Raw genomic sequence first — 21,779 nt, forward strand, 5'->3', positions numbered from 1 at the left:
GGCCCCTGACGTGACCAGCCTCCGACGCCGCAACGCCCCTTCTCGTGGCAGCAGCCGCACCCGCCAGATCACCCCCCGCGCCCATTGGCTGCTGCTGAGCGCGCTCGCGGTGACTCTGTCTGCGGCACTGCTGCTGCAGGGTTACACCCACCACATGTTCGGTATCACCTCGGACGACGTGGCCGGCGCCCGTGGCCGGGACGACATGGTGCCCGGTCAGGTGGCCCACGGCGGCCCTGTGATCGCGAACGCCGCCACCTCCGCGCACACCGCCCGGGTGAAGGCCCGCACCATCGCGTTGACCTTCGACGACGGCCCGGACCCCACCTGGACGCCACGGGTCCTGGACGTGCTGCGCCGCAACCACGTGCACGCGACCTTCTTCGTCGTCGGAACCCAGGTCGTCGCCCACCCGGAACTGGTGCGCCGGATCGTCGCCGACGGCAATCAGCTCGGCATCCACACCTTCACCCATCCCGACCTGGCCCGCCTCGCCCCCTGGCAGCGTTCCCTGGAGCTGCGCGAGACGCAGCTTGCGGTGGCCGGCGCCGCGGGGGTCACCACCGCGCTGCTCAGACCGCCGTACTCCTCGGAGAACGACGCGCTGGACGACGCCGACTGGTCCGTTCTGAAGCAGGCCGATGCGGCAGGCTATGTCACGGTGCTCTCCACCCAGGACGCCGAGGACTGGCAGCGCCCCGGTACCGACCGCATCCTCGCGAACGCGACGCCGCACGGTCACACCGGGCAGATCCTGCTGATGCACGACGCCGGCGGTGACCGGTCCCAGACCGTCGCCGCGCTGAACACCCTGATCCCCCGGATCAAGGGACAGGGTTTCCACTTCGCGACCGTCTCCGACGCGGTCGGCATGGCCGCACCCGTCCAGCCCGCCGGGCTCGGCGACCGTCTGCAGGGCCTGGCCCTCATCAAGCTGCTGCAGGGCGGCGACTGGGCCGTGTGGCTCCTGGGCGTGCTGATGTACGCGGCCGGAGCGGTCAGCGTGCTGCGCGCGGTGGTGGTGCTGATCGCCGCCCGGCGGCACCGGCGCCTGCGGACCGGTCAGCGGGGCCGGTCCTGGGGGCCGCCGGTGACCGATCCGGTAAGCGTCATCGTCCCCGCGTACAACGAGAGCGCCGGGATCGAGGCGGCCGTGCGCTCACTGCTCGCCTCGGACCATCCGGTCGAGATCATCGTGGTCGACGACGGTTCGACCGACGGCACCGCCGACCTGGTGGAGTCGCTCCACCTGCCAGGAGTGCGGGTGATCCGGCAGCAGAACGCGGGCAAACCCGCAGCACTCAACACCGGACTTGCGGCAGCCACCTGCGACCTGGTGGTCATGGTCGACGGTGACACGGTCTTCGAACCCGGCACCGTCCGCACGATCGTTCAGCCCTTCGCCGACCCCCGCGTGGGCGCTGTCTCGGGCAACGCCAAGGTCGTCAACCGCCGTGGTCTGCTGGGCCGGTGGCAGCACATCGAGTACGTGGTCGGGTTCAACCTCGACCGCCGCCTGTTCGACCTCGCCGAATGCATGCCGACCGTTCCCGGAGCGGTCGGCGCGTTCCGCCGCCGGGCGCTGCTGGACCTCGGCGGTGTCAGCGACGTCACCCTCGCCGAGGACACCGACCTCACCATGGCGCTGTGCCGCGCGGGCTGGCGCGTGATCTACGAGGAGGGCGCGGTGGCCTGGACCGAGGCGCCCGCGTCACTGAACGCCCTGTGGCGGCAGCGCTATCGCTGGTGCTACGGCACCCTGCAGGCGATGTGGAAGCACCGCGGTGCGTTGGTGCAGCGCGGCGCGTCCGGAAAACTGGGCCGCCGGGGCCTGGTCTATCTGCTGCTCTTCCAGGTACTGCTGCCGCTGCTCGCACCCGTGGTGGACATCTTCGCCGTGTACGGGCTGGTTTTCCTCGACCCTGTCCGCATCATCGGGCTGTGGCTGGCCTTCCTGCTGCTGCAACTCCTGATGGGCTTGTACGCGTTCCGCCTGGACGGGGAACGCCCTGGTCCGCTGTGGAGCCTGCCACTGCAGCAGTTCGTCTATCGTCAGCTGATGTACCTGGTGGTGATCCAGTCCGTGTTCACCGCCTTGTCGGGCTCACGCCTGCGATGGCAGCGCATGGAGCGCTACGGCAGCCTGCAAGCCCCAACGGGCACCGCGTCGCCTCGCTTCGAGCCCACCCCACGGAACCCTGGTTCCGCACAGCCGACACCGTACGACGGCCTCACCTACTCGGCACCGGAGGACGGACATCCGCAGCCCGCAGGGCGCTGACCCGCGCATGCACGGAGATCTGTCCGGTGTTCCCATGCCTCCCCTGGCGTGCCCCTCGAACGCGCACGCCAGGGCGCGATGCGGCCCAGCCAACCGATGTCGCCGCGGTCGAGCGCGACCCTGGCTCGCTTCCGAGGAGGCCACAGGGTCGCCGCACGCCGTTCGTCGACATCGCAGCCTCCCAGCAGCAGGCTGTGGGGAAGGGCCAGGGCGCTGGTGACCGCACCGACGATCGCCGTCTAGGTCTCGCGCCCGCACCGCGGGTGCACCCCGGGGCCAGGCCCGCCGTCCTGCCAGCGTTGTCGGTGGCGGCTGTAAGGCTGGAGAGCATGGACAACGACGACGAACAGCTGCTGCGCGGCCGGGTCTACGGCACCGACCCCGGCCACGCGAGCCCGCGTCCGGGCCAGACGTACGTCAAACTGGTCGGGGGACCGCTGGACGGGCTGCTGCTGGACGTCTCGGGCTGCACGCAGGACGAAATCGACACCGGCGTCTCCCTCCAGACAGAGCTCGGGCAGTTCGGTCCCGGCGGCCGCGCGCTGTACGACCCGCGCCCCGGCGACCCGGGCCGCTTCGACTGGACCGGCGCCAGCCCCTAACCACAGCCCCGACCATGGGCCCGACCACGACGTCGACCATCCCGACCATGAGCCCGACCACGGCAGGTCAGCGTGCTGGCGTCCCGCGCCGGCTGCTCGCGAGGCTCCCCCCGCCGCGCCGGACGGGCCGCCGATGGTGCGGCGGCCGGGGTCAGCAGTCGCTGGAGTAGACGTCGGTGATGTGGTCGAAGCCGCGAAGCATCGGCGTGAGCTCCTGCGCGGCCCCGCACAGGGCGCACAGCCGGGTGCCCGGGTGTTCTGCCGCGTCCAGGGCGCGGTCCACATCGAGCAGCGGCGGCGCGCCTTGGGGTGCTTCCTCGCAGTCCGCTGCGTGCAGGACGGATCGTGCCGGGCCACGGCGGTCGCGCAGCTTCTGCAGCACCCATCCCGAAGGCCGGCGCTCCCCGAGGACCTCGCGGACCACCGACTGCGGCGTCTTCTCCAGCTTCTCGGTGACGACCTGGTCGTAGTCGATGCCGTCGATCGGCCGCACGTGATCCGGGGCGTGCACCCACCCCCGGTATTCCGCTGGCTGCACCCCGCCGTCCTCGAGGCCCCGGTACGACGGCAGCCCCACCAAGTACAGCCAGCCCGCCTCAGTCGGCCGTCGCCTCCACAGCCGCGCGACGACCTCCTGTCCCGGATGCCCCAGCACCGGATCGGCGGGCAGCACAACCCGCACCGGGACCGGCTCGGCTGCGTCCTCGGAGGGCGTGGTCACGCCACGATAAGCGCCCGATGCCAGCCGATGGACGTCACCGCTCGGGCAGCTTGCGGCGGAGACTGTACCGGCGGCAGGCCGACGGGAAGGTGGTCGTCCTCGACACCGCCGCCTGACGGGAGTTGGGTTGCTGCGGTTCGGTTTCTCCCGAACCGAGCAGACCCACGTGCAGCTGGCCGGGCGGGGGCGCCGCAGGTGGAGCGGGCATACGCCGGCCTGCATCCGTCCGCCTGAGGCCGGCAGATTTTTGTGGTGCTGCGCGGAGTGGCGGCGACGTTTCGTCCAGTCGCGGCTGAAGAAAAGACGTTCCGTTTACTTCATGATCGAACGTCGAAGCCTTACAGTCGTCCCCCACCCGCAGCCTCGATCCGCTGTGCGGGCGATCCGTGCCGCCCTTCTCCCTTGAGGTCATCTGTCATGTCTGCACCCACGCCGGTGGACGCCGGCAACCCGCTGAGCGATGACGCCAGATTGGAAAGTCTGGGCTACAAGCCCCAACTCAGTCGTGTGTTGGGGCTCTTCGCTAATTTCTCCGTGGCTTTCACCTATCTGTCGCCGATGGTGGGGATCTACTCCCTGTTCGTGCTCGGCGTGGGCACGGGCGGTCCGGCGTATGTGTGGCTGACCTGGCTGCCGGTGGCCGGGATGCTCCTGGTCGCGCTGGTCTTCGGTGAACTGGCCAGCCACTATCCGGTCGCCGGGGCCCTGTATCAGTACGGCAAGTTCTCCGTCGGCTCCCGGTATGGCTGGTTCGTGGGCTGGTTCTACGGTATTGCCCTGCTGATCACCGTGGCTTCGGTGGACACCGGCGTGGTCAGCTACGTTGTGGCGTTGGGTCACAACTGGTTCGGGTGGACCTTCGACCCCGCTTCCCACATGGTGATTTTGGTGGTCACCGTGGCCCTGCTGGTCGTCCAGACCGCGCTGAATGTGACCGGTGCGCGGGTGATGGGCCGGGTGGCTCAATTCGGTGTGTATGTGGAGCTTTTCGGCACGGTCGGTATCGCGATCGTGCTGGCCGTGCACGGTTTCCACCACGGTCTGGGCTTTTTGTTCTCCACCCAGAACGTGCAGCATGCGGCGGCCAATCCGCTGGGGCTGGACTTCCACGGCAACTGGGTGACGGGTGCTGCGCTCATCTCGGTGCTGGCCCCGGTCTACATCTTCTACGGCTTCGAGTCGGCGGGGGACATTTCCGAGGAGACCGCGGATGCTGGGCGGCAGGTTCCGCGTTCGATGCGGCTGTCTTTGCTGTGGGGCGGGGTTGCGTCCTTCGTCTTGGTCGCAGCTTTGTTGCTGGCGATGCCGGCGAGTAATCCGGTCGCGGCGACGGTCAAAGGCGGCGGCGTCCCCTTCGTTTTGGGTCAGTTGCCGAGTTGGCTGCAGGACGTGTTGTTGCTGCTGATCGTCTTTGCGTTCTTCTCCTGCGGCAGTTCGGTGCAGGGCGCGGGCAGTCGCTTGATGTTTTCTTACGCGCGCGATGGCGCGTTGCCTCGTTCGGCGTGGGTTTCCAAGGTTCACTCCCGTTTCCGTACGCCGGTCAACGCGCTGCTCGTCGGTGCGGTGGTGACCGCGCTGTTCGTGCTGTTGGAGTTCGCCTCGCCGAGTCACGACATCAAGCTCGGTTTCATCACCTACCCGGCGAACACCAACGTCCTGGTCTCTTTGGTGTCCTTCGGGGTGAGCGGCATCTACCTGTCCTTCCTGCTCACTGTCGTGGGTGCGATCGTGGCGCGGGCACGGGGCTGGGTTCCCGGCGGGCGTTTCCGTCTGGGCCGCTGGGGCTGGCCGGTGACCGTGCTGGCCACCTTGTATCTGGTGGCGATGTTGGTCAACGTGGTGGCGCCGACGGGGCTGAGCAGCCCGCGCGGATACTTCAACCTCGACTGGATCACGCTGCTGGTGATGGCCGCGGTGGCGGTCGTGGGCGGGATCTGCTTCCTCCTGGGCCGTCCCGACCGACACGTCCGCGAGCATCTCGATGGTGCACGGCGCCAACGGTGAGCCATGCTCCACCTGAGCGCCGCGGTCCACGGCTTCATGGAAGGAACTTCACCTCTGGGAAGGCCGCGCTCGGGCCGTCGAGGAGATGCCTCCCGCGGTGACGTAGGTGCTGGTCGAAGAATGCGAGCGGGTAGGCCTGTTGGATCCGTACCAATCGGGTCGGGGCGAGGGTGCCGATCCAGTCCTGGATCTGCTGGTCGGTCATGCCGAGGATCTTGCCCGCCTGCGGGATCAGCGTCGCGTTGTCGCCGTATGACTGGTGAATGGCCCCGTCGGCCTGGATGTTGAGCCGCCAGCCGCGAAGGTGGGTCCAGAACTTGGCGACGTCCGGCATGGCGGCCCGGGTGAAGATGGCGGTCATCATCATGAATGGCCGGTCCAGGTCGGTGGTGATGGTCGGCTGCATCGGGCCGTCGATGCTGAGCCCGGCTCTGACGCGCGGGTCGGCGAGCATGGTGAGCGCGGTGGCGGTGCCGCCCTTTGACCAGCCGAAGGCGCCGATGCACTGCGGGTCGAGGGCGCCGGGCAGGCCATGGGGCAGTGGAGTGCCGTCGATGTCGGGGTTGCGGCCGGCGGTGAGCTCCTCCACGCAGTCGAGCAGGAACCGGAGGTCCGCGGCGTAGTCCTTCGGGAACATCGGGACGTCGTCCGGGGTGACCACGCGGCCGTCAGGGAACTCCGTGAACGTGTCGTGGGTGTGGTCGACGGTGACCACGGCGTAGCCGTGACTGGCGAGTTCCTGGACCATGATGGTGTGGTCGCCGCGGTGGCTGCCCGCGCCGTGCGAGTACACGATGACGGGCAGACGGTGCCCCGTACGGAGCACGGGCGCGCCCACGTGCCCGGCGGTGAGCGGGCCGAGGGCGGGGTCGAGGGCGAAGCCGGCGTCAGCCAGGAACGCCCGCAACGCGCCCTCGGCCATCCAGGGCGCAAGCGGCAGGTCGTCCGCCCTGCGGGCGGGGTACCAGACGCCGGCCATCAACTCACGGTGATGCCCCGGGCCAGCGACGGGATCCAGGCGTGAGGTGTCGATGAGGTGGAGCGGCACCATGCCCACCGGGTGCGGTCCGGTGGGCGGTGGCAGGATGAGTCGCGTCGGGCCGGAGGCGGTCGGAGCCGCCCACGCGCGGGATGCGACGCCGAGCGGCAGGGCAGTCCCGATTCCAGCGGTCAGCGCGGCCCCGAGTATGCGACGGCGGGTCATCGGTTTTCGGCTGTTGGACGGCGTGACGGTCATGAATCCTCCCGAGTATGGGTTTCTTGGTCGGAACCGGGCTCGCAGCCCGTGGACCTGGTGTGGGGCGGCATCGTCATGGCCTTGCGTCGGTCGTCGAGGTCGCTGCGCGGGGGCGGCTGCCTGCGGGCCGATCCTGATGCGGACGATGCCGGTGTCGAAGTCGATCGGCCCGCGGCAGGGGTCTGCCTCGCCTCGTCGTCGCGCGGCCACTCCAGACGGTGGCGCTCCTCCTGAACGTGGCGGGCGGCCTTGATCGGGCCTTGGTTCCCGCCGCCGGTAAGGGTGGTCGCGTCGCGAAGAGCTCCATCAGCCCCGGACACGGATGGACAGGGATGTCCGGGGCCGTAGCAGGGAGTTGGCGTGTCAGCCGTTGCGGGCGGTCTCTGGGCCGGTGATGCGTTTGAGTAGGGGGAGAGTCGAGGCGATGATGCCCAGCGAGGCAACCAGGCCGAGGGCGACGAGCGCGTAGTACGCCACGCCGGGCGACACCAGGTCGTAGCGCATCTGCGATTTCAGGAACAGGGCCGAGGCGGCGAAGGCCGTACCGATCGAGATCGCGGCCACTGCGAGCAGTGGCAGTGTGCTCTCCAGCCCGATCACCCGCTGCAGCAATCGCAGTGGCGCGCCGGTGAGCCGCAGCAACGCGAACGGGCGTCGGCGATCCGACAGGCCCGCAACCACGCTCACCGCCAGGCTGCAGCCTGCGATCGGCAGGGTGGTCAGCAGCACCACGTCGGCCAGTTGCCGCCAACCGGCCAGCTCTTGCTGCAAGTCGGTGCCCCAGTCGCCCACCGTGCGGACCTGTTGGTGCGGGTAGACGGTGGTGAGCAGGGTCCGTACGCGTTCCATGGAGGTCGTCGACCCGTCGGAGGCCACGTAGAGCAGTTGTACGGGCAGTTTGGCGACGGCTGCGGTGCTGATCTCTGCGGCGGGCCACGACAGGTCCGGGTGCGACTGCAGGCTACCGAACGCGTAGAGGTCGAGGGCCGTGACGCTCGCGCCCGCCGGGCAGCGGCCCACCATGGGAGTCTGTGCCAGGTCGGAGCAGGTCACCAGGGCCGGCGCCTCCGGCGGCGGATCGCCTGGGTGCACTCTCCGGTTCGCTACCGTGCCGACGCCGTCGGGGTTGGCGTGGACGACTGCCAGGCCCCGCACGCCCGAAATCGCGCGCACCTCGGTGAGCAGCCGTGTCGGGATGGCCCCGGCGAGCGGCGCCTCGCCTCCGCTGCCTGCCTCCACGACGGTCCGGGTCTGCCGGTCGCCGCCCAGGGTGCCGCGGTAGTCGTTGATGGTGCCGATGATGCTGACGGTGGCGGTGGTCACGAACAGGGCCAGGACGAGGCCGCTGACCGCGCGGAAGCCGGCCTTCGGGTCGTCGGCGAGCCGCCGTACAGCGATCAGGGCGGCCGGTCGGCGGGTGCGCCGGGCGACCGCCCGGGCGACGATCATGGTCAGCCAGGGCCCGGCGATCACCAGGCCCAGCATCACCACCAGGAAGCCGGGGAGGTAGGCCGCCGTCTGGCCGTTTCCGGTCGCCGGGCGGCGGCCGGTGAAGACGAAGTACGCCAGTTCGGCCAGGCCAGCCAGCAGCGGGATCAGCCGCCAGGCGCGCGGCGGGCGCGGGGTCACCCGGCGACTCACGCCGAGCGGTGAGATGGTGACCCGGCGCAGGGCGAGGCGCGCCGCGATCGCCGCCGCCACCGGCACGCCGACGACGACACCGAGGATCTGCGGGGTGCTGAGCGTCAGATCCGAAAGGAAGAAACGCTGTTGCCCGGTGAGCGGGATGGTGGCGACCAGCGGGCGCAGCGCGGTGTAGAGCCCGAAGCCGACCACCGTTCCGGCGGCCGCCGCCAGCGCGGACTCCACCGCCGACAGCAGCGACACCTGCCGGGGAGTGGCACCGACCAGCCGCATCGCCGCGTACCGCTCTTCGCGCGTGGCGGCGGACAGCCGGGTCGCGGTGGCGATGAAGATCAGCACCGGGAAGATCAGGGCCCCGGCCACCACGGAGGAGATGAGCGTCAGCGCGTCGCCGCGCACCGCCTTGTCCCAGCACGCGTTGTCGCACGTGGACGGCCGGCTGCTGGCGATGGTGGTGACCGCTCTCGCCCCTGGTGCGCCCTTGATCTGGACCGGGGTACGGCCGATGACAGCCATCAGCGAGTCCGGGGAGGCCAGGGCGACATCGCCGATCGTGCCGGTGAGCCGCCCGGGGAAGCGGTCGCCCAGCTGGTCGGCCGGGGTGTCGCGGATCAGCTTCGCCAGCGCGGGTGAGGCGTAGTACTCGCCCGGCGCCGGCAGGTGCGTCAGACCGGGCGGGACGGGCGAGGTCGGGCCGGTCGCGGCGACGTCGACCTCGGTGAGGGACTTGCCGTCGTAGTAGTCGCCGTGCGGCCACCACCACAGCGGGTCCACCGAGGCCCGCTCGGTGCGGCTGGCGGCGCCGGTGTCGAGCCACACCTCGCGCTGGTTCGTCCGCTCGACGGCGTTCATGCTGGCGAAGGTCGACAGCAGCAGTCCGACGCCGATGGCGACCGCGGCGGCGATCATGGCCAGTCGGGCAATGGCTTCCCGGCCGCCGCTGACCGCGAGGCGGAGCGCGAAGGCGATCACGAGGCGATCCGCCCGGTCGTGAGCAGGTTGGCCTTGCCGTCCCGGACGATGGCTTCCCGGTCGGCGTGCGCGGCGACCCGGGGCTCGTGGGTCACCAGGACGATGGTGGTGCCCTCCGCGTGGGCCGCGTCCACCATCAGGTCCATCACCTGTTCGCCGGTCAGCGAGTCCAGCGCTCCGGTCGGCTCGTCGGCGAACAGCACCTTGGGCCGGGCCACCAGGCCGCGGGCCAGCGCAACCCGCTGTGCCTGACCGCCCGACAACTCCCCGGAGCGGCGCCGCTCCAGGCCGTCCAGGCCCAGCCGGGCGAACCAGGGCCGGGCCTCGGCGAGCGCGGCCGCCCTGCGCATGCCGGAGAACAGCAGTGGCAGGGCGACGTTCTCCTCCGCGGTCAACTCGGGGACGAGTTGGCCGAACTGGAAGACGAAGCCGAAGGTGTCGCGGCGCAGGGCGCTGCGCTCGGCCTCGTTCAGGGTGTCGATGCGGCGTCCGTCGAAGTGCACCTCGCCCGAGTCGGGGGTGAGGATGCCGGCCAGGCAGTGCAGCAGGGTGGACTTGCCCGAGCCGCTGGGGCCCATCACTGCGAACACCTCGCCGGCCTCGATGGCCAGGCTGGCGCCGCGCAGGGCGGGGGTCTCGCCGAAGGAGAGGGTGAGGTCGCGAGCCTCGATGAGGGCGCTCATGGGCGCACCGCCGCTGCCAGCGTATCCATCCGGGCCGTGGTCAGCTCGATCCATCGCAGGTCGGCCTCCAGGTGGAACAGGCCGTGGTCGGCGAGCAGGGCGTCGATGATCGGACCGGTGCGGCGCAGCTTCGTCAGCTCGTGCATCCGCTGCAGGTGGGCGGCCCGCTGGGTGTCGAGGTACTGCTGGGCGTCACGGCCGAGCATCAGGGCCAGCACGACCTTGGAGAACAGCACCGTCTGCAAATTGGGCTCGGGTGCCACCGGCTCGGAGAGCCAGGTCTCGAACTCCGTCGCACCCGCCTCGGTGATCACATAACGCTTGCGCTCGGGGCCGACGCCGGGCTCCGCCTCGCCGGCGATGACCTTCCCGTCCCGCGCGAGCCGGCCCAGAGTCGTATAGACCTGCCCGTACGGCAGCGGCTTGCCGCGGTTGAAGAAAGTGTCGTAGTCGCGCTTGAGGTCGTAGCCATGACTCGGCTCGCGCTCCAGCAGCCCCAACAGGGTGAGAGGAACACTCATGAGAGGACCATACACCGCAGATATACTCTGAGTGTATATCTGCTGAGAGTCGTACTTCCTGGCACCTCGCATCCGGTTGCCGGCCTGCCACCGGCGATCCGCGTGTCGCCCTGAGTCGACTGTCAGGGGCGCTGGTTCAGAGCTTTGGTGGGGTCCCGGTTGATGTCTCGTGCGGCGGCGGGTGTTGGCTTTGTGATCTGGAAGGCTGCCCTTTGCAGGCTCCAGCCGGCTGCCGCGGTTTCGACCGGCCCGGCCAGTAGCCCGGCTGGCATGGGCGGTGCACGGCGCCGGGCCACAGGCCGCTGGCCGACCGCGCGAGTCTGAGAATGGTTTGCCCGCTCAGGTCAGTTGATGTGGGCTGTCAGTGACGCCGGCCTCGACGAGGCGTTCGGCATGCTGGGTCTTGGCGCGCAGGGCGACCAGGGTCTCCTGCAGGCCGGCGACCTCGCCGAGCCAGACTCGTTGACGGGCCTCAGCGATGCGCTCGGTCAGGTTGGCCTCCAGTTCCCGTCGCAGCGGCACTCGGCTGGGCTCGGGACGCAGCATGGGGCAGCGGACACAGGCTTTACCGAACTGACCTTGAAGTGGTCCGTAGAGTATTGAGAGTCAGTCAGGTGACTGAACGTGACTACAAGGATTTTCGATGTCCGGCTCATCGGCGTGTCGTGGGTTGCCTGCCTCGTGGGCTGGTTTCAAACCGAACCGTGCAATGGCGGCGCCCCGATGGTCCTCTGCAGCCACTCGTTGAGAGCGGCGTAGTCACAGTCGGTCAGGCCCTGAAGGGGGTCGACACGATGGAGCAGGGCATGTCCTCGATGGTGTGCAGACACCCAGGTTCGATCAGTGCTCGTAATCTCGTCATCGACCCAAGCGAATGAGCGCCCTGCTGCCCAGTCGACGAGGGCGCGGGTTTTCCAGTGCAGCCCGTTCCGCTCGTCCTGCTCGTCGGTGTCGGATGGTTCCGGCCAGATCACCACTTTCAGCTGCGGCAGGCCGATCCGTGGTGCGATGCACTCGTTCGCGTCGGCCATCCATGTCGTGGCCCAGACCAGATCGCACGGTAGTGCCGCCAACCGGGGCCCGTGGTTGGGATTGATACTGGTCAGAAGCGGATTGGAGTCGGTTCCCTGGGGTTCAGGACTCGCTTGATACGTCGGATACTGCTGCGGCGACACGCCGAAGGGAATGAGTGGTCCGTCGACATCGAGGAAGAGCAGTGGACGCTGCCCGGAAGCGGTCACGGCTGCACGATAGCGGCTCGTCCTGGCGGTCTTACTCGACGACGAGGTCTGACGGGCGGCTCCATCCGACTCGTGAGCGGAAGGGCGGGCATCGATCGGTAGTCAGCCCTTGCAGTCGGCGCTGGTCGGATGGCGCCCTCTGGTGGGTAGATGCCTGGCATGACGATCAACAGAAAGGCCGATGCCGCGTAAACGGCCTGGCCGCGTCCGTGCCGAGCTTCCGCGCCGGCCCCGGATGCAAGACGACATCACGACCATCCACGGTCTGTCCTCGGCAGCACTCGCTGAAGTTCGACGGATCGAGCGTCAGAAGAAGTACCTGTGGCTGGGCTCGGTCGGGTCAGCGATGGTGCGCTGGCGAAGCTTCGTCCACCAGCCGAATCGACGCCTGTGGTACTACGACAGTGGCGGCTGCACGGAGTGGGCCTGTTGCGGAGACCCGTGGCAGGCCCGCGAGTACCTCGAAGCGGTGATGCTGGCGATGACCCGGCGGCGGGCGCGCGAGCTCCGCAGCCTTGTTGAAGCCCTGGACAGACGCTACTGATTCGAGGCGGCACCACCGTCACAGCTCGTCATCGAGACGTCTGCGCTACTGCGGAAGTCGGGCATTCCAAGGGTGCACGGTGGTGTGCTTCGCCGTCAGGTCGCGCATGGCCTCCAGCGGACGCCGCCGTGATCGCAGTGGCCACGGTTCCGCGTACCGACTGGCTCGGCCACACCGACCTCGACCTCACCGACGGCGTGCTGTGCGCCCCCACCACCCACGTCATCAAGGCGGACGGCTACGCGATCGACGGCATCGTCGCCGCCGGAGACGTCGCCCGCTGGCCCAACCTGCGCTTCGACGACTCCCCTCGACGCGTCGAGCACTGGATCAACGCCATCGAGATGGGGCGCCACGCTGCCGACGCCCTCCTCCAAGGGCCCGAGGGCGCCGCCCCGTTCACCCCAATCCCGCGCTTCTGGTCCCACCACACGGAATGCGCATTCAGTCCGTCGGCATGCCTGGCCTGGGCATCGAAATAGCGATCCTCGACGGCGACCCCGCGCGTCGGCGCACCGTAGCCGGATATACCCGCCCCGGCGCCGACGGCGCCCCGATACTCGTCGGGGCGGTGGCCCTGGACTCCCCGCGCCCCCTGCTTGGCTACCGCGACCTGATCGGCCATCCCGTGGCCACCGTGCCGGTGCGGCGACGGGCCGCCTGTTGCCCGCGATGCCGCACCCCGCAAGCCCCGCCGGCACCCTGCTCTCGGGGGCCGGCGGCCCCATGTCGCGGTTCCACTTCGTGCCACCGACTCGCCGCGGGTTCAGCGGTGACTCGCGCCGGAACTCTCTAAATGCCCGCAGATCTCTGACGGTTGCCTTCCGCCACGGCATCCCCTGTCTCCACAACCACGTCAGCAGCAGCCGGAGATCAGTTGCGTAATTCCGGCGAGACTCCCGTTCGAGACCTCGGAACCCTGCCGACAGGACAAAGTCCAGCAGTTCCGCGTGCACGACGAAATCGGGCCATACGAAGACCGGATCACCTGGCCGCAGACCCGCCCTGTCGAGGGCTGCCGGTAGGTCCCGGATACCCAGGACCCCCTCCTCGGACATTCTGACCCCACCGCTCCGGATCAGGAACGAACACCACCCACCACTCGCGCACACCACGCCCCTGTGAGTCCTTGAACTCACTGAATCATCAGGGAAGCAAAGGTGGGGGTACGTCCGGCGTGCCGGCCGGTCACCTTGTAAGTGATGTCCCCGCAGTGGCAGCGGCCCGTCCGAGGGGAGTGTCAACTTAACGGCTGATCTTGGTTGTTGAGGTGGTCAGCGGTTGCTTGGGCTGAGTCGGCCGTCGAAGGCGATCTGGAAGGCGTTCAGCGGCGCCTTCCAGCGCATGGTCCACCTGCGTCGGCCCTTGCCGGTTGGGTCCAGGCTCATCAGAGCGAGGTAGACGCATTTGAGGGCGGCAGCTTCGGTCGGGAAGTGCCCGCGGGCCCGCACCTTGGAATCCAGCGGTTGTCGCAACACGTGGTCGTTTGGTCAGGCCGCAATCAGTTTATGCAGGCGCTCGGCTGGGGTGTCCCAGTCAAGTGTTTTGCGTGGCCGACCGTTGAGTTCGGCGGCGACGATGTCCAGGTGCTCACGGCTGTGCGTCGAGAGGTCGGAGCCCTTGGGAAAGTATTGCCGCAGCAGGCCGTTGGTGTTCTCGTTCGAGCCGCGCTGCCAGGGGCTGGCGGGATCGCAGAAGTAGACCGGCATGTCGGTGGCCGTGGTGAAGGAGCCGTGCGCGGCCATCTCGCTGCCTTGATCCCAGGTCAGCGAGCGTGCCAGGTGAGCGGGCAGGCCCTGGACAGTGCCCACGAGCGCGTCGCGGACCAGTTCCGCGCTGCGGCCATCAGGCAGATGAACGAGCATGACGTAGCGGGTGGTGCGTTCGACCAGGGTGCCGATCGCCGATGCACCGTCTTTGCCGATGATCAGGTCGCCCTCCCAGTGGCCGGGCACGGCACGGTCCTCGGCTTCGGCGGGACGCTCGCTGATCATGACCATCGGGTCGGTGAACCGCGGGGTGCGCTGCTGGGCCTGGCGGCGCGGTTTGCGGCGGACCCGGCCCGTGCGCAGGGCGCGGTGGATCTCACGGCGTAGTTCGCCACGACTTTGGACGTAGAGGGCTTGGTAGACCGTCTCGGGGACCACGTGCAGCTCCGGCCGCTCGGGAAACTCGCTGGGAAGAGCCTGGCAGATCTGCTCGGGACTCCACCGCCGGTCGAGCCGCTCCTGGATGAACTGCCTCAGTTCAGCGTGTAGTTCAGTCTTTGCGAGTTTGGGTCGCGGGCGGCGGGCCTCGGCGCGTGCCTGGGCGGCGTGTGGTCGGTAGACGCCGCTGTCGGGGTGCCGGTTGCGGCGTATCTCCCGGCTGACCGTGGACGGACTCCGCCCCAGCTCGGTAGCGATCGCCCGAACCGTTGCCTTCTCTCGTATCCGGTCGGCGATATAGATGCGCTCGTCCACGCTCAGATACCGAGACGCCGCCGGCGGCACCGCTGGAGGAACCGCACACGCCGTCCCTTTTCGCCGGGAAGGTGTGTACCCGTTGCGCCAGCGCCTGCCGCTCCTCGGATCGATCCCGACGATTCGGCACGCCTCGTTGTTGCTGAAGCCCTGCTGCATGAGTTGGAAGTATGCAGCCCGCTCCGCAGTGAGCCTCTTCGCCCCCTGCGGCTTCCGGTTCTCCCGGATCTTGAAGCCCATCGCACCCCTTGAGCTGGGGTGTTGCGACGATCGCTAGAACTTAAGGTCAAAGCCCGCGGACACTTCCCGAACGAGCAAGGCCGCCTTGAAGTGCGTCTACATGGCCATCATGTCGCTCGACCCCACCGGCAAGGGCCAGGCCCGCTGGACCATGCGCTGGAAGACCGCGCTGAACGCCTTCGACATCACCTTCGACGGCCGGCTCTCAGTGGCCCGCCAGTAACCCAACCACCCTGTTTACACCGTTCGTTTGACAGACCCGGCGCTCTGGCCTGCCGGTCACTACCCGCCAGACCCGGCTACCCCGCACCATTCGGTCAGTGCTTGGCGGGCGGCGTCGATGCGACGTTCAGGCGACTTGTCCGAGATGGCCCACGCGATATAGGCGTCTGGTCTGACCAGAACGCTTTTCTTGGTGGCCCCCTTGGGTGACACGATCTCGACCTCGCCGGCCCACTCTGTGATGAGGGAGGGGAGGCGTTCGGTGTCGGCCGGGGTGACAAGGATGAACCGTCGCTTGCGGAGGGCTTCGTAGAGTCTGCGTCCGTCGGCGAGGGGGATGTCAGGTGCCCGCTTGCCGACGAGGGGGTGTGCGCCAGCCGGTGCGGCGTAGGAGATGTCGATTCCCGAGATTGCCTTGGCCAGTCGTCGGGCCACTGGTGGGGTTTGCAGCACCGTACGCGCTGAGAGGTCACGGAGGCCGCACAGTGCCCGTGGTGTGGTGAGGACGCCGCGGAGCAGTGCGCCGCTCATCCGCAGGACCCGGTGTCCTACCGGGTGCCGTTCGTTCTGGTAGCTCTCGAGCAGGGCCTCGGGTGCGCGTCCGCGCTGAACGGCCGCGAGTTTCCAGCTCAGGTTTGCGGAGTCCTGGATGCTGGTGTTGAGGCCCATGCCGCCGGCGGGGGAGTGGACGTGGGCGGCGTCGCCGACGAGGAACACCCGGCCTACCCGGTAGCGGGGGGACTGGCGTTCGTCGCTGTGGAATCGGGAGAGCCAGCGGGGGTCGTGCATGCCGAAGTCACTGCCGAGCGCCTGGCGGGCGACGTCTTTGATTTCTTCCAGATCGACCGATGCGTCGTCGGGCATGGGGTGGTGGCGATTCCATGCCATGACCCTGAACCAGCCGTCGCCGAATGGGACGACGATGGCGAAGGCGTCTCCGATGGCTGCCACGGTGGGCGGCTTCTTCGGCGGGTCGGCCATGCGGACGTCTGCGAGCATCATGGAGCGGACGGCGGAGCGGCCGGGGAACGGGAGGCCGAGGGACTGGCGCACGCAGCTGTTCCGTCCGTCTGCGCCGACTACGTAGTCTGCGCGCAGGCTGTGTTCAGTGCCGGCTGGTGTCTTCACGGTGACGTCGACACCGGTGGGGTCTTGCTGGAGACCGGTCACTTCGTGGGCCCGCATGATGTTCACGCCGTGTGTCAGGGCGCGGGCCAGGAGCAGTCGCTCGGTGTTGTACTGGGGCGTCACGAGTACGTGGGGGTATCGGGTCGGCAGGTGCGAGAGATCGATCCGAAGGAATTGCAGGATCGGGTTGCGCAGGCCGGTCAGCAGCAGGTCGTCGGCCAGGCCGCGGGCGTCGAGCTGTTCCATCGTTCGGGCGTGGACGGCGAATGCGCGGGTTAGCTGGGATTCCCCTTCTCGCCGTTCCACGACGGTGCAGCGCACTCCGGCCTCGGCCAGGTCACCTGCGAGTAGCAACCCTGCTGGACCAGCACCGACGACCAGCACGTCAATGTCGGATCCCATAGTCTGTCCTCCGCGTCGACAGAACGAGTAGTACGACGGGTGATTATCAGACTGCCGCCCGCCGCCAGCGGTGATGTTCAGGGCGGGTGGGTGACCGTGCCCGGGAGTTCACTCGGGTGGCGTAACCCGTGGCTTCTCCTGACCGTGCAAGCGCCCGCAGCATCGTATGGACCACCGTACGAGACTTCCCCGCCTGTCAGGCATCGGCCCGGAGGCGCTCCCTAACCGCGTCCCAGATAGCCGCGTTCGGAGCGGCTGAACCTGGCTCGGCGGCCAGGGCGATCGCGCGCCGTCTCCACAGTGCGCGTCCGGTCCTGTGCCGCATGGATGGACGGAGCGCGATCGGTTCGCCGTGTCAGCCGATCGGGCTTGCGCCCTGCTGGAAGACGTTGATGAGATTTCCGTCGTTGTCACGGATCGCGGTCGAGATGCTGCCGTCGCCGAGGTCCATCTGCTCCCAGACGGTCGTCACGCCCAGGTCACGGAAGGTGCGGGTCACGCTGGCGAGGTCCTCGACGCGGAAGACCAGGGCCTTGTTGCCGATCGGGCGGATGTGGGCGGGGGGCTCTGCCGTCAGTTCGGGGATCCGCACACCGCCTGCGGGCTGAAGGAGTTCGAGCCGGAACCCGGGGCCCTCCAGGAAGGCGACGTCGGCTCCGAGGGCGTCGAAGCGGGACTTCGCCAGCAGGGTGAGGCCGAACACCCGGTTCCACCACTGGATCGACGCGTCGAGGTCACTGACGGTAATCGTCACGTTGTGAAGGCTGTAGGCGAAGGGCGGCTGGGTAGCGGTGGTCATGGTGATCACTTTTCGTTTGGGCGTGTGCAGTCCTTTGCGGTGGGGCACGCGAGACCCTCGCGCAGTCCCGCCCGGCTTCTCTCTGCCGTGAAGCGGAACAGGCTGTGCCCGTCAGCCGCCGACCCGACGTCCACTTGCAGTAGCGAATCCGCGGGCCGCAGCTCAAAGGTAGGTCTTATGGACCGCACAGTCAAGAACGTATGTCCTCTTCAGGTGCATTGTGAAGTCAGTGGATCATTGCACCAGTTGACGGCTCGCCGCCAGTATGGGGAAGAGAGGCGCGAACGAAGTCCTGCGCGGACTAGGGGAGCTGGAGACCTCGCTCCCAGGGCCCGTGGGCAATGGTCCGGCGCCGTCGGCTGCCAGAGTCGTCCGGCCCGCGTTGAGGCGCAGCCGCACGGCCGGAGAGCCTGCTCAAGGGCATGGTGAAAGGGGCAGGCTGTCAACCGCGCTGAAGCGGGCGCCCGGACCACTCGTGGGGGTGTTCGGAGGGGAGGTGCGCCGGACGCTCGCACGCCGACTCAAGCAGGCCCACCCAGATCCCTGCCTGTCGGCACATCACCTGGGAAAGGTGCCGGCCCGCAGGATAGTCAGGGCCGGGACAGCTGCTTGAGGGCGGCCTGGCTTATCTGCAGCAGAGCTGAGCCGTCCATGTCGGTCTTCGCGAGAAACTCGATGCCCTGCATGACGGCAAGGAGCAGTCGCCCGAGCTCCTGGGCGTCCGCGCTCGGTTCGACCGTCCCCTCGTCCTGGGCTTCCTTCACGCAGGCGATCAGAAGATCTTCGACCGCTTGATAGCTGGTCCGGGCCCGGGAGACGACATCCGGATCATTGCTGTGCAGCTCGGACGTGCTGTTGACCAGAAGACAGCCGCGCCGCTGCGGGTCCTCCGTAAATCCCTTGGCCACCCCCTCAACCAGCAGGGTCAGGCGTTCGAAGGCCGTACCGGGCCCGGTGAGGACCGCCCGGACGCCGTTCAGCTGTTCGTCGCGGTAGCCGTCCAGCACGTGCAAGAACAGCTGCCGCTTGTCGCCGAAGGCCCCGTACAGGCTCCCCTTGCCCAGTCCCGTGGCGTGCGTCAGGTCCTGCAGTGACGTAGCCGCGTAGCCCTGATTCCAGAACTGCTCGCGCGCAGATTTCAGTACCTGGTTCTCGTCGAAATTCCGCGGTCGTCCCATGTTCAACAGCATACGCTGTTCTTGACCTATCGGTCCAGATTGTGAGGTGCCGTCCCGGCCGTACGGAGCGCCGGGAGGGCCGGGCGGCCTCTCGGCCATCGCCGCACAGGGCGGCAGGCCGCGCGATGGCGGGCGTGATGCGTGGCTCCCGGTCTGAGCCTTTCGCGGCACCCCTCGCGGACGGGCTGGCGTCGGCCAGCCTGTCGCAGCTCGGAGGTGTGGATGCAGTCACGTTTTTTGTCCGTGCGGTCCATAACGCTGTTCTTTACCGTACAGTCCATAACTGGGCCCGGGACCGTCCGGTTTCGGACTGTAATGATGCAGTGACTTGGTGCACGTCTTCTGGCGTTCGCACCGGACAGGGGTAAACGATCATGGGACAGCTTGACGGGAAGACGGCAGTCGTCACCGGAGGCAACAGCGGAATCGGACTGGCCACCGCCAAGCGATTCGCACGTGAGGGCGCGCACGTGTTCATCACGGGCCGCCGGCAGGAGGCTCTCGACGCCGCGCTGGTCGAGATCGGTGGGGAAGCCACCGCTGTCCGGGGCGACGTCGCGAACCTCGCGGACATCGACCGCCTCTACGCGGCTGTCGCCGAGCAAGGCCGGTCCATCGACGTACTGTTCGCCAACGCGGGCGGCGGTGAGTTCGCCGCTCTTCAGCAGGTCACCGAGGAGCACTTCGACGCGACCTTCAACATCAACGTGCGAGGCATGCTCTTCACCGTTCAGAAGGCCATTCCGCTGCTCAATGACGGCGCCTCGGTGATCCTGACCGGATCGACTGCCGCCACCTCAGGCGGCGCCGCCTTCGGCGTGTACGCCGCGTCCAAGGCCGCGGTCCGTTCCTTCTCCCGCACCTGGGCCAACGAACTCAGCGGCCGCGCGATCCGAGTGAACACCCTGGTGCCCGGCCCGATAGTCACCCCGGGCATCACCGGCCTGGCCGCGGACGCCGACCAGGCCGCGAAGATGAGGGACGTCTTTGCCAGCCAGATTCCGCTGGGCCGGATGGGGCACCCGGACGAGGCCGCAGCTGCCGCACTGTTCCTCGCCAGCAATGAGAGCAGCTTCGTCACCGGATCCGAGCTGTTCGTAGATGGCGGACTCAACCAGATCTGACCGAAGCCATACAGCCGGCGGAATTGGCAGAAGACACGAGGCCTTCCCCCGGCGGGGCCCCACAAGGCACGAATCACCCCGAGCCCCTCCGCCGCTGCGGGAAGGACCCGTCACCGACGCTCTTGCCCATGGTGACGGCTAGCAGTCCGCCGCTGCGCCCATGGAAAAGACGCCTGCTTCTGAGCGCCGGCACCGGCGTAAGCAACATGAGGGGGGCCCGGTCGTTAGCGGCCGGACCCCACTCCTATGGTGCCGTGCGAGTCAGATCACCACCGCTACCCTCGTCCGCGGCCGTCGCCCACGCCCGTGCAGAGCGTGACGAACCCGAGCAGCCACAGCACCAGGAAGGCGGGCGCCACCCGCCAAAGGGACTTGACGGCGAACCCGCACCGAACGGGACGCGTGCGAAAGCAGAACGAGCAGCAGGGAAGCCATGGTTGTCGACGTCGTGTGCCGTGGCCTGCCCCGCTGCAGCTCCTTCAGCCCGTAGCCCGCTGAACCGGACCAGAGGATGTCGAGCTGCCCAGCCGGATCTGCACGGCGGCCGGCGACGGCGGGTTCGGGCCCGACGCCGGCCAGCGCGCAGCACGGCATCCGACGGGAGGGTCTTGCTACTACAGCGCAAGGTCAGTGAGGACCAGCACGCGCTCGTAGGTGTAATCCATCATGGCGAACTTCACTCCTTCGCGGCCGACACCGGACTGCTTGACCCCGCCGTAGGGCATCTGGTCGGCGCGATAGGAGGGCACGTCGCCGATCACGACTCCGCCGACCTCCAGAGCCCGATGCGCTCGGAAGGCAGCCTGCAGGTCGCGTGTGAACACTCCTGTCTGCAGCCCGTACTTGGAGTCGTTCACGGCCGCGAAAGCCTCGGCCTCACCGGACACCTTGAGCACCGTGAGAACTGGCCCGAAGACCTCCTCGCAGGCCAGGGTCGTGTCTGCCGGAACATCCGCGAGGACCGTAGGCGCGTACGAGGCGCCCTCCCGCTTGCCGCCCGTATACAGCGTGGCCCCGGAGCCGACGGCTTCGTCGACCCACGACTCGACGCGGCATGCTGCGTCCTCACTGACAAGCGGACCCACATCCGTTCGGTCATCCGAGGGGTCGCCGGTGACCTGAGACTCGACGGCTGCGACGATGAGCGGCAGCAGTCGGTCGTACACCGCGGCGTCGGCTATGACACGCTGCACGGAGATACAGGACTGCCCGCCCTGATAGTTGGAGAACACAGCGATACGCTTGGCGGCCCAGTCAAGATCCTCGTCGCTCGCAAAGTCGGCCAGCACCACGGCCGCGCCGTTCCCGCCGAGCTCCAGTGTGCAGTGCTTCCTGGGGACCGAGTCCATGATGGCGTACCCGACCCTCTCGGAGCCGGTGAACGAGATGACCGGCAGGCGCTCGTCCTGCACCAGCCCCGGCATCCGGTCATTCGCGACGGGAAGGATGCTCCATGAACCGGCCGGCAGTTCGGTCTCGGCAAGCAGCTCACCGATGATCAGGCCCGAGAGCGGAGTATTGGGCGCCGGCTTCAGGATGATCGGGGCGCCGGCCGCGATAGCCGGGGCGACTTTGTGGGCACATTGGTTCAGCGGGAAGTTGAACGGCGTGATCCCCAGCACAACGCCCTTCGGGAAGCGGCGGGTGAGCGCGAGCCGGCCCTGGCCGCCGGCGTCAGTGGGCCTTCCCCCGTGATGGTGGACACGGTGCGTTGATCACGCGGCGAGCGTGAGCTTAGCCGCGTGGTGTCGGCGTTCGTATTCGTTGGGGCTCA

17 protein-coding genes and 3 pseudogenes are annotated in these 21,779 nt (G+C 68.4%); 7 read left to right on the forward strand and 13 right to left on the reverse strand.

Annotated features, from left to right (window positions below):
• Positions 1-10 precede the first annotated feature (10 nt).
• Both ACFY2Z_RS31180 and ACFY2Z_RS31185 read left to right on the forward strand, forming a co-directional pair.
• Entirely contained in the window at positions 11-2,281 is a 2,271-nt protein-coding gene (locus ACFY2Z_RS31180) for a bifunctional polysaccharide deacetylase/glycosyltransferase family 2 protein (RefSeq protein ID WP_390747399.1), read from the forward strand.
• A 329-nt stretch (positions 2,282-2,610) separates the two neighbouring features.
• Positions 2,611-2,883, forward strand: a complete 273-nt coding sequence (locus ACFY2Z_RS31185; RefSeq protein ID WP_390747400.1) for a hypothetical protein — start codon at positions 2,611-2,613, stop codon at positions 2,881-2,883.
• Positions 2,884-3,034: 151 nt separating this feature from the next.
• On the opposite strand, the gene ACFY2Z_RS31190 is transcribed toward ACFY2Z_RS31185, so the two are convergent.
• On the reverse strand, positions 3,035-3,604 hold the full coding sequence (locus tag ACFY2Z_RS31190; protein ID WP_390747401.1) for a DUF6233 domain-containing protein: 570 nt from the start codon (positions 3,602-3,604) through the stop codon (positions 3,035-3,037).
• A gap of 417 nt (positions 3,605-4,021) precedes the next feature.
• Here ACFY2Z_RS31190 and ACFY2Z_RS31195 point away from each other — a divergent pair, with 417 nt between their 5' ends.
• Positions 4,022-5,608 (forward strand): APC family permease, encoded by a 1,587-nt coding sequence (locus ACFY2Z_RS31195; protein WP_390747402.1) that lies wholly within the window; start codon positions 4,022-4,024, stop codon positions 5,606-5,608.
• Between the two features lie 34 nt (positions 5,609-5,642).
• Here ACFY2Z_RS31195 and ACFY2Z_RS31200 read toward each other — a convergent pair whose 3' ends face one another.
• From ACFY2Z_RS31200 to ACFY2Z_RS31225, 6 genes are all read right to left on the reverse strand, one after another.
• Positions 5,643-6,845: an alpha/beta hydrolase family protein gene (locus ACFY2Z_RS31200; protein WP_390747403.1), complete on the reverse strand. Its 1,203-nt coding sequence runs from the start codon at positions 6,843-6,845 to the stop codon at positions 5,643-5,645.
• Between the two features lie 363 nt (positions 6,846-7,208).
• The gene (locus ACFY2Z_RS31205; RefSeq protein ID WP_390747404.1) at positions 7,209-9,461 is read right to left on the reverse strand and encodes an FtsX-like permease family protein; all 2,253 of its coding nucleotides are present in this window, start codon (positions 9,459-9,461) and stop codon (positions 7,209-7,211) included.
• Positions 9,458-10,144, reverse strand: coding sequence for an ABC transporter ATP-binding protein (locus tag ACFY2Z_RS31210; protein WP_390747405.1), 687 nt, complete (start codon positions 10,142-10,144; stop codon positions 9,458-9,460). Before ACFY2Z_RS31210 ends, ACFY2Z_RS31205 begins: the two co-directional genes overlap by 4 nt.
• Positions 10,141-10,665, reverse strand: a complete 525-nt coding sequence (locus ACFY2Z_RS31215) for a PadR family transcriptional regulator (protein ID WP_390747406.1) — start codon at positions 10,663-10,665, stop codon at positions 10,141-10,143. The genes ACFY2Z_RS31210 and ACFY2Z_RS31215 overlap by 4 nt, the downstream gene beginning before the upstream one ends.
• A gap of 339 nt (positions 10,666-11,004) precedes the next feature.
• Positions 11,005-11,211 (reverse strand): hypothetical protein, encoded by a 207-nt coding sequence (locus ACFY2Z_RS31220; RefSeq protein ID WP_390747407.1) that lies wholly within the window; start codon positions 11,209-11,211, stop codon positions 11,005-11,007.
• A 146-nt stretch (positions 11,212-11,357) separates the two neighbouring features.
• Positions 11,358-11,906, reverse strand: a complete 549-nt coding sequence (locus ACFY2Z_RS31225) for an HAD domain-containing protein (protein ID WP_390747408.1) — start codon at positions 11,904-11,906, stop codon at positions 11,358-11,360.
• 235 nt (positions 11,907-12,141) lie between these two features.
• Between ACFY2Z_RS31225 and ACFY2Z_RS31230 the strand changes: the two genes are divergently transcribed.
• Positions 12,142-12,450: a hypothetical protein gene (locus ACFY2Z_RS31230; RefSeq protein WP_390747409.1), complete on the forward strand. Its 309-nt coding sequence runs from the start codon at positions 12,142-12,144 to the stop codon at positions 12,448-12,450.
• Between the two features lie 128 nt (positions 12,451-12,578).
• On the forward strand, positions 12,579-12,932 hold the full coding sequence (locus tag ACFY2Z_RS31235; protein ID WP_390747410.1) for a hypothetical protein: 354 nt from the start codon (positions 12,579-12,581) through the stop codon (positions 12,930-12,932).
• A 792-nt stretch (positions 12,933-13,724) separates the two neighbouring features.
• On the opposite strand, the pseudogene ACFY2Z_RS31240 reads toward ACFY2Z_RS31235, so the two are convergent.
• Both ACFY2Z_RS31240 and ACFY2Z_RS31245 read right to left on the reverse strand, forming a co-directional pair.
• Positions 13,725-13,901, reverse strand: a pseudogene (locus ACFY2Z_RS31240) (IS256 family transposase); the annotation flags it as partial.
• A 39-nt stretch (positions 13,902-13,940) separates the two neighbouring features.
• Positions 13,941-15,071, reverse strand: coding sequence for an IS30 family transposase (locus ACFY2Z_RS31245; RefSeq protein ID WP_390747422.1), 1,131 nt, complete (start codon positions 15,069-15,071; stop codon positions 13,941-13,943).
• A gap of 129 nt (positions 15,072-15,200) precedes the next feature.
• Between ACFY2Z_RS31245 and ACFY2Z_RS31250 the strand changes: the two are divergent.
• Positions 15,201-15,375: pseudogene (locus tag ACFY2Z_RS31250) on the forward strand (IS256 family transposase); the annotation flags it as partial.
• A gap of 59 nt (positions 15,376-15,434) precedes the next feature.
• Here the strand turns inward: ACFY2Z_RS31250 and ACFY2Z_RS31255 are convergent.
• The 3 genes from ACFY2Z_RS31255 to ACFY2Z_RS31265 all read right to left on the reverse strand — a co-directional run bounded on the left by ACFY2Z_RS31255 (position 15,435) and on the right by ACFY2Z_RS31265 (position 18,881).
• Positions 15,435-16,904 carry an FAD-dependent monooxygenase gene (locus ACFY2Z_RS31255; RefSeq protein WP_390747411.1) on the reverse strand — a complete coding sequence of 490 codons (1,470 nt, stop codon included), beginning with the start codon at positions 16,902-16,904 and terminating at the stop codon, positions 15,435-15,437.
• A 355-nt stretch (positions 16,905-17,259) separates the two neighbouring features.
• Positions 17,260-17,703 (reverse strand): VOC family protein, encoded by a 444-nt coding sequence (locus ACFY2Z_RS31260; protein ID WP_390747412.1) that lies wholly within the window; start codon positions 17,701-17,703, stop codon positions 17,260-17,262.
• Between the two features lie 590 nt (positions 17,704-18,293).
• Positions 18,294-18,881, reverse strand: a complete 588-nt coding sequence (locus tag ACFY2Z_RS31265; protein ID WP_390747413.1) for a TetR/AcrR family transcriptional regulator — start codon at positions 18,879-18,881, stop codon at positions 18,294-18,296.
• A 374-nt stretch (positions 18,882-19,255) separates the two neighbouring features.
• Between ACFY2Z_RS31265 and ACFY2Z_RS31270 the strand changes: the two genes are divergently transcribed.
• A complete protein-coding gene (locus tag ACFY2Z_RS31270) occupies positions 19,256-20,005 on the forward strand; it encodes an SDR family oxidoreductase (protein ID WP_390747414.1) in 750 nt (249 codons plus the stop codon).
• A 614-nt stretch (positions 20,006-20,619) separates the two neighbouring features.
• Here ACFY2Z_RS31270 and ACFY2Z_RS31275 read toward each other — a convergent pair.
• Positions 20,620-21,684: pseudogene (locus ACFY2Z_RS31275) on the reverse strand (aldehyde dehydrogenase family protein); the annotation flags it as partial.
• Positions 21,685-21,779 lie beyond the last annotated feature (95 nt).

It is taken from the genome of Streptomyces sp. NPDC001222 (assembly GCF_042896945.1).
Taxonomy (GTDB): Bacteria; Actinomycetota; Actinomycetes; order Streptomycetales; family Streptomycetaceae; genus Streptomyces; species Streptomyces gibsoniae.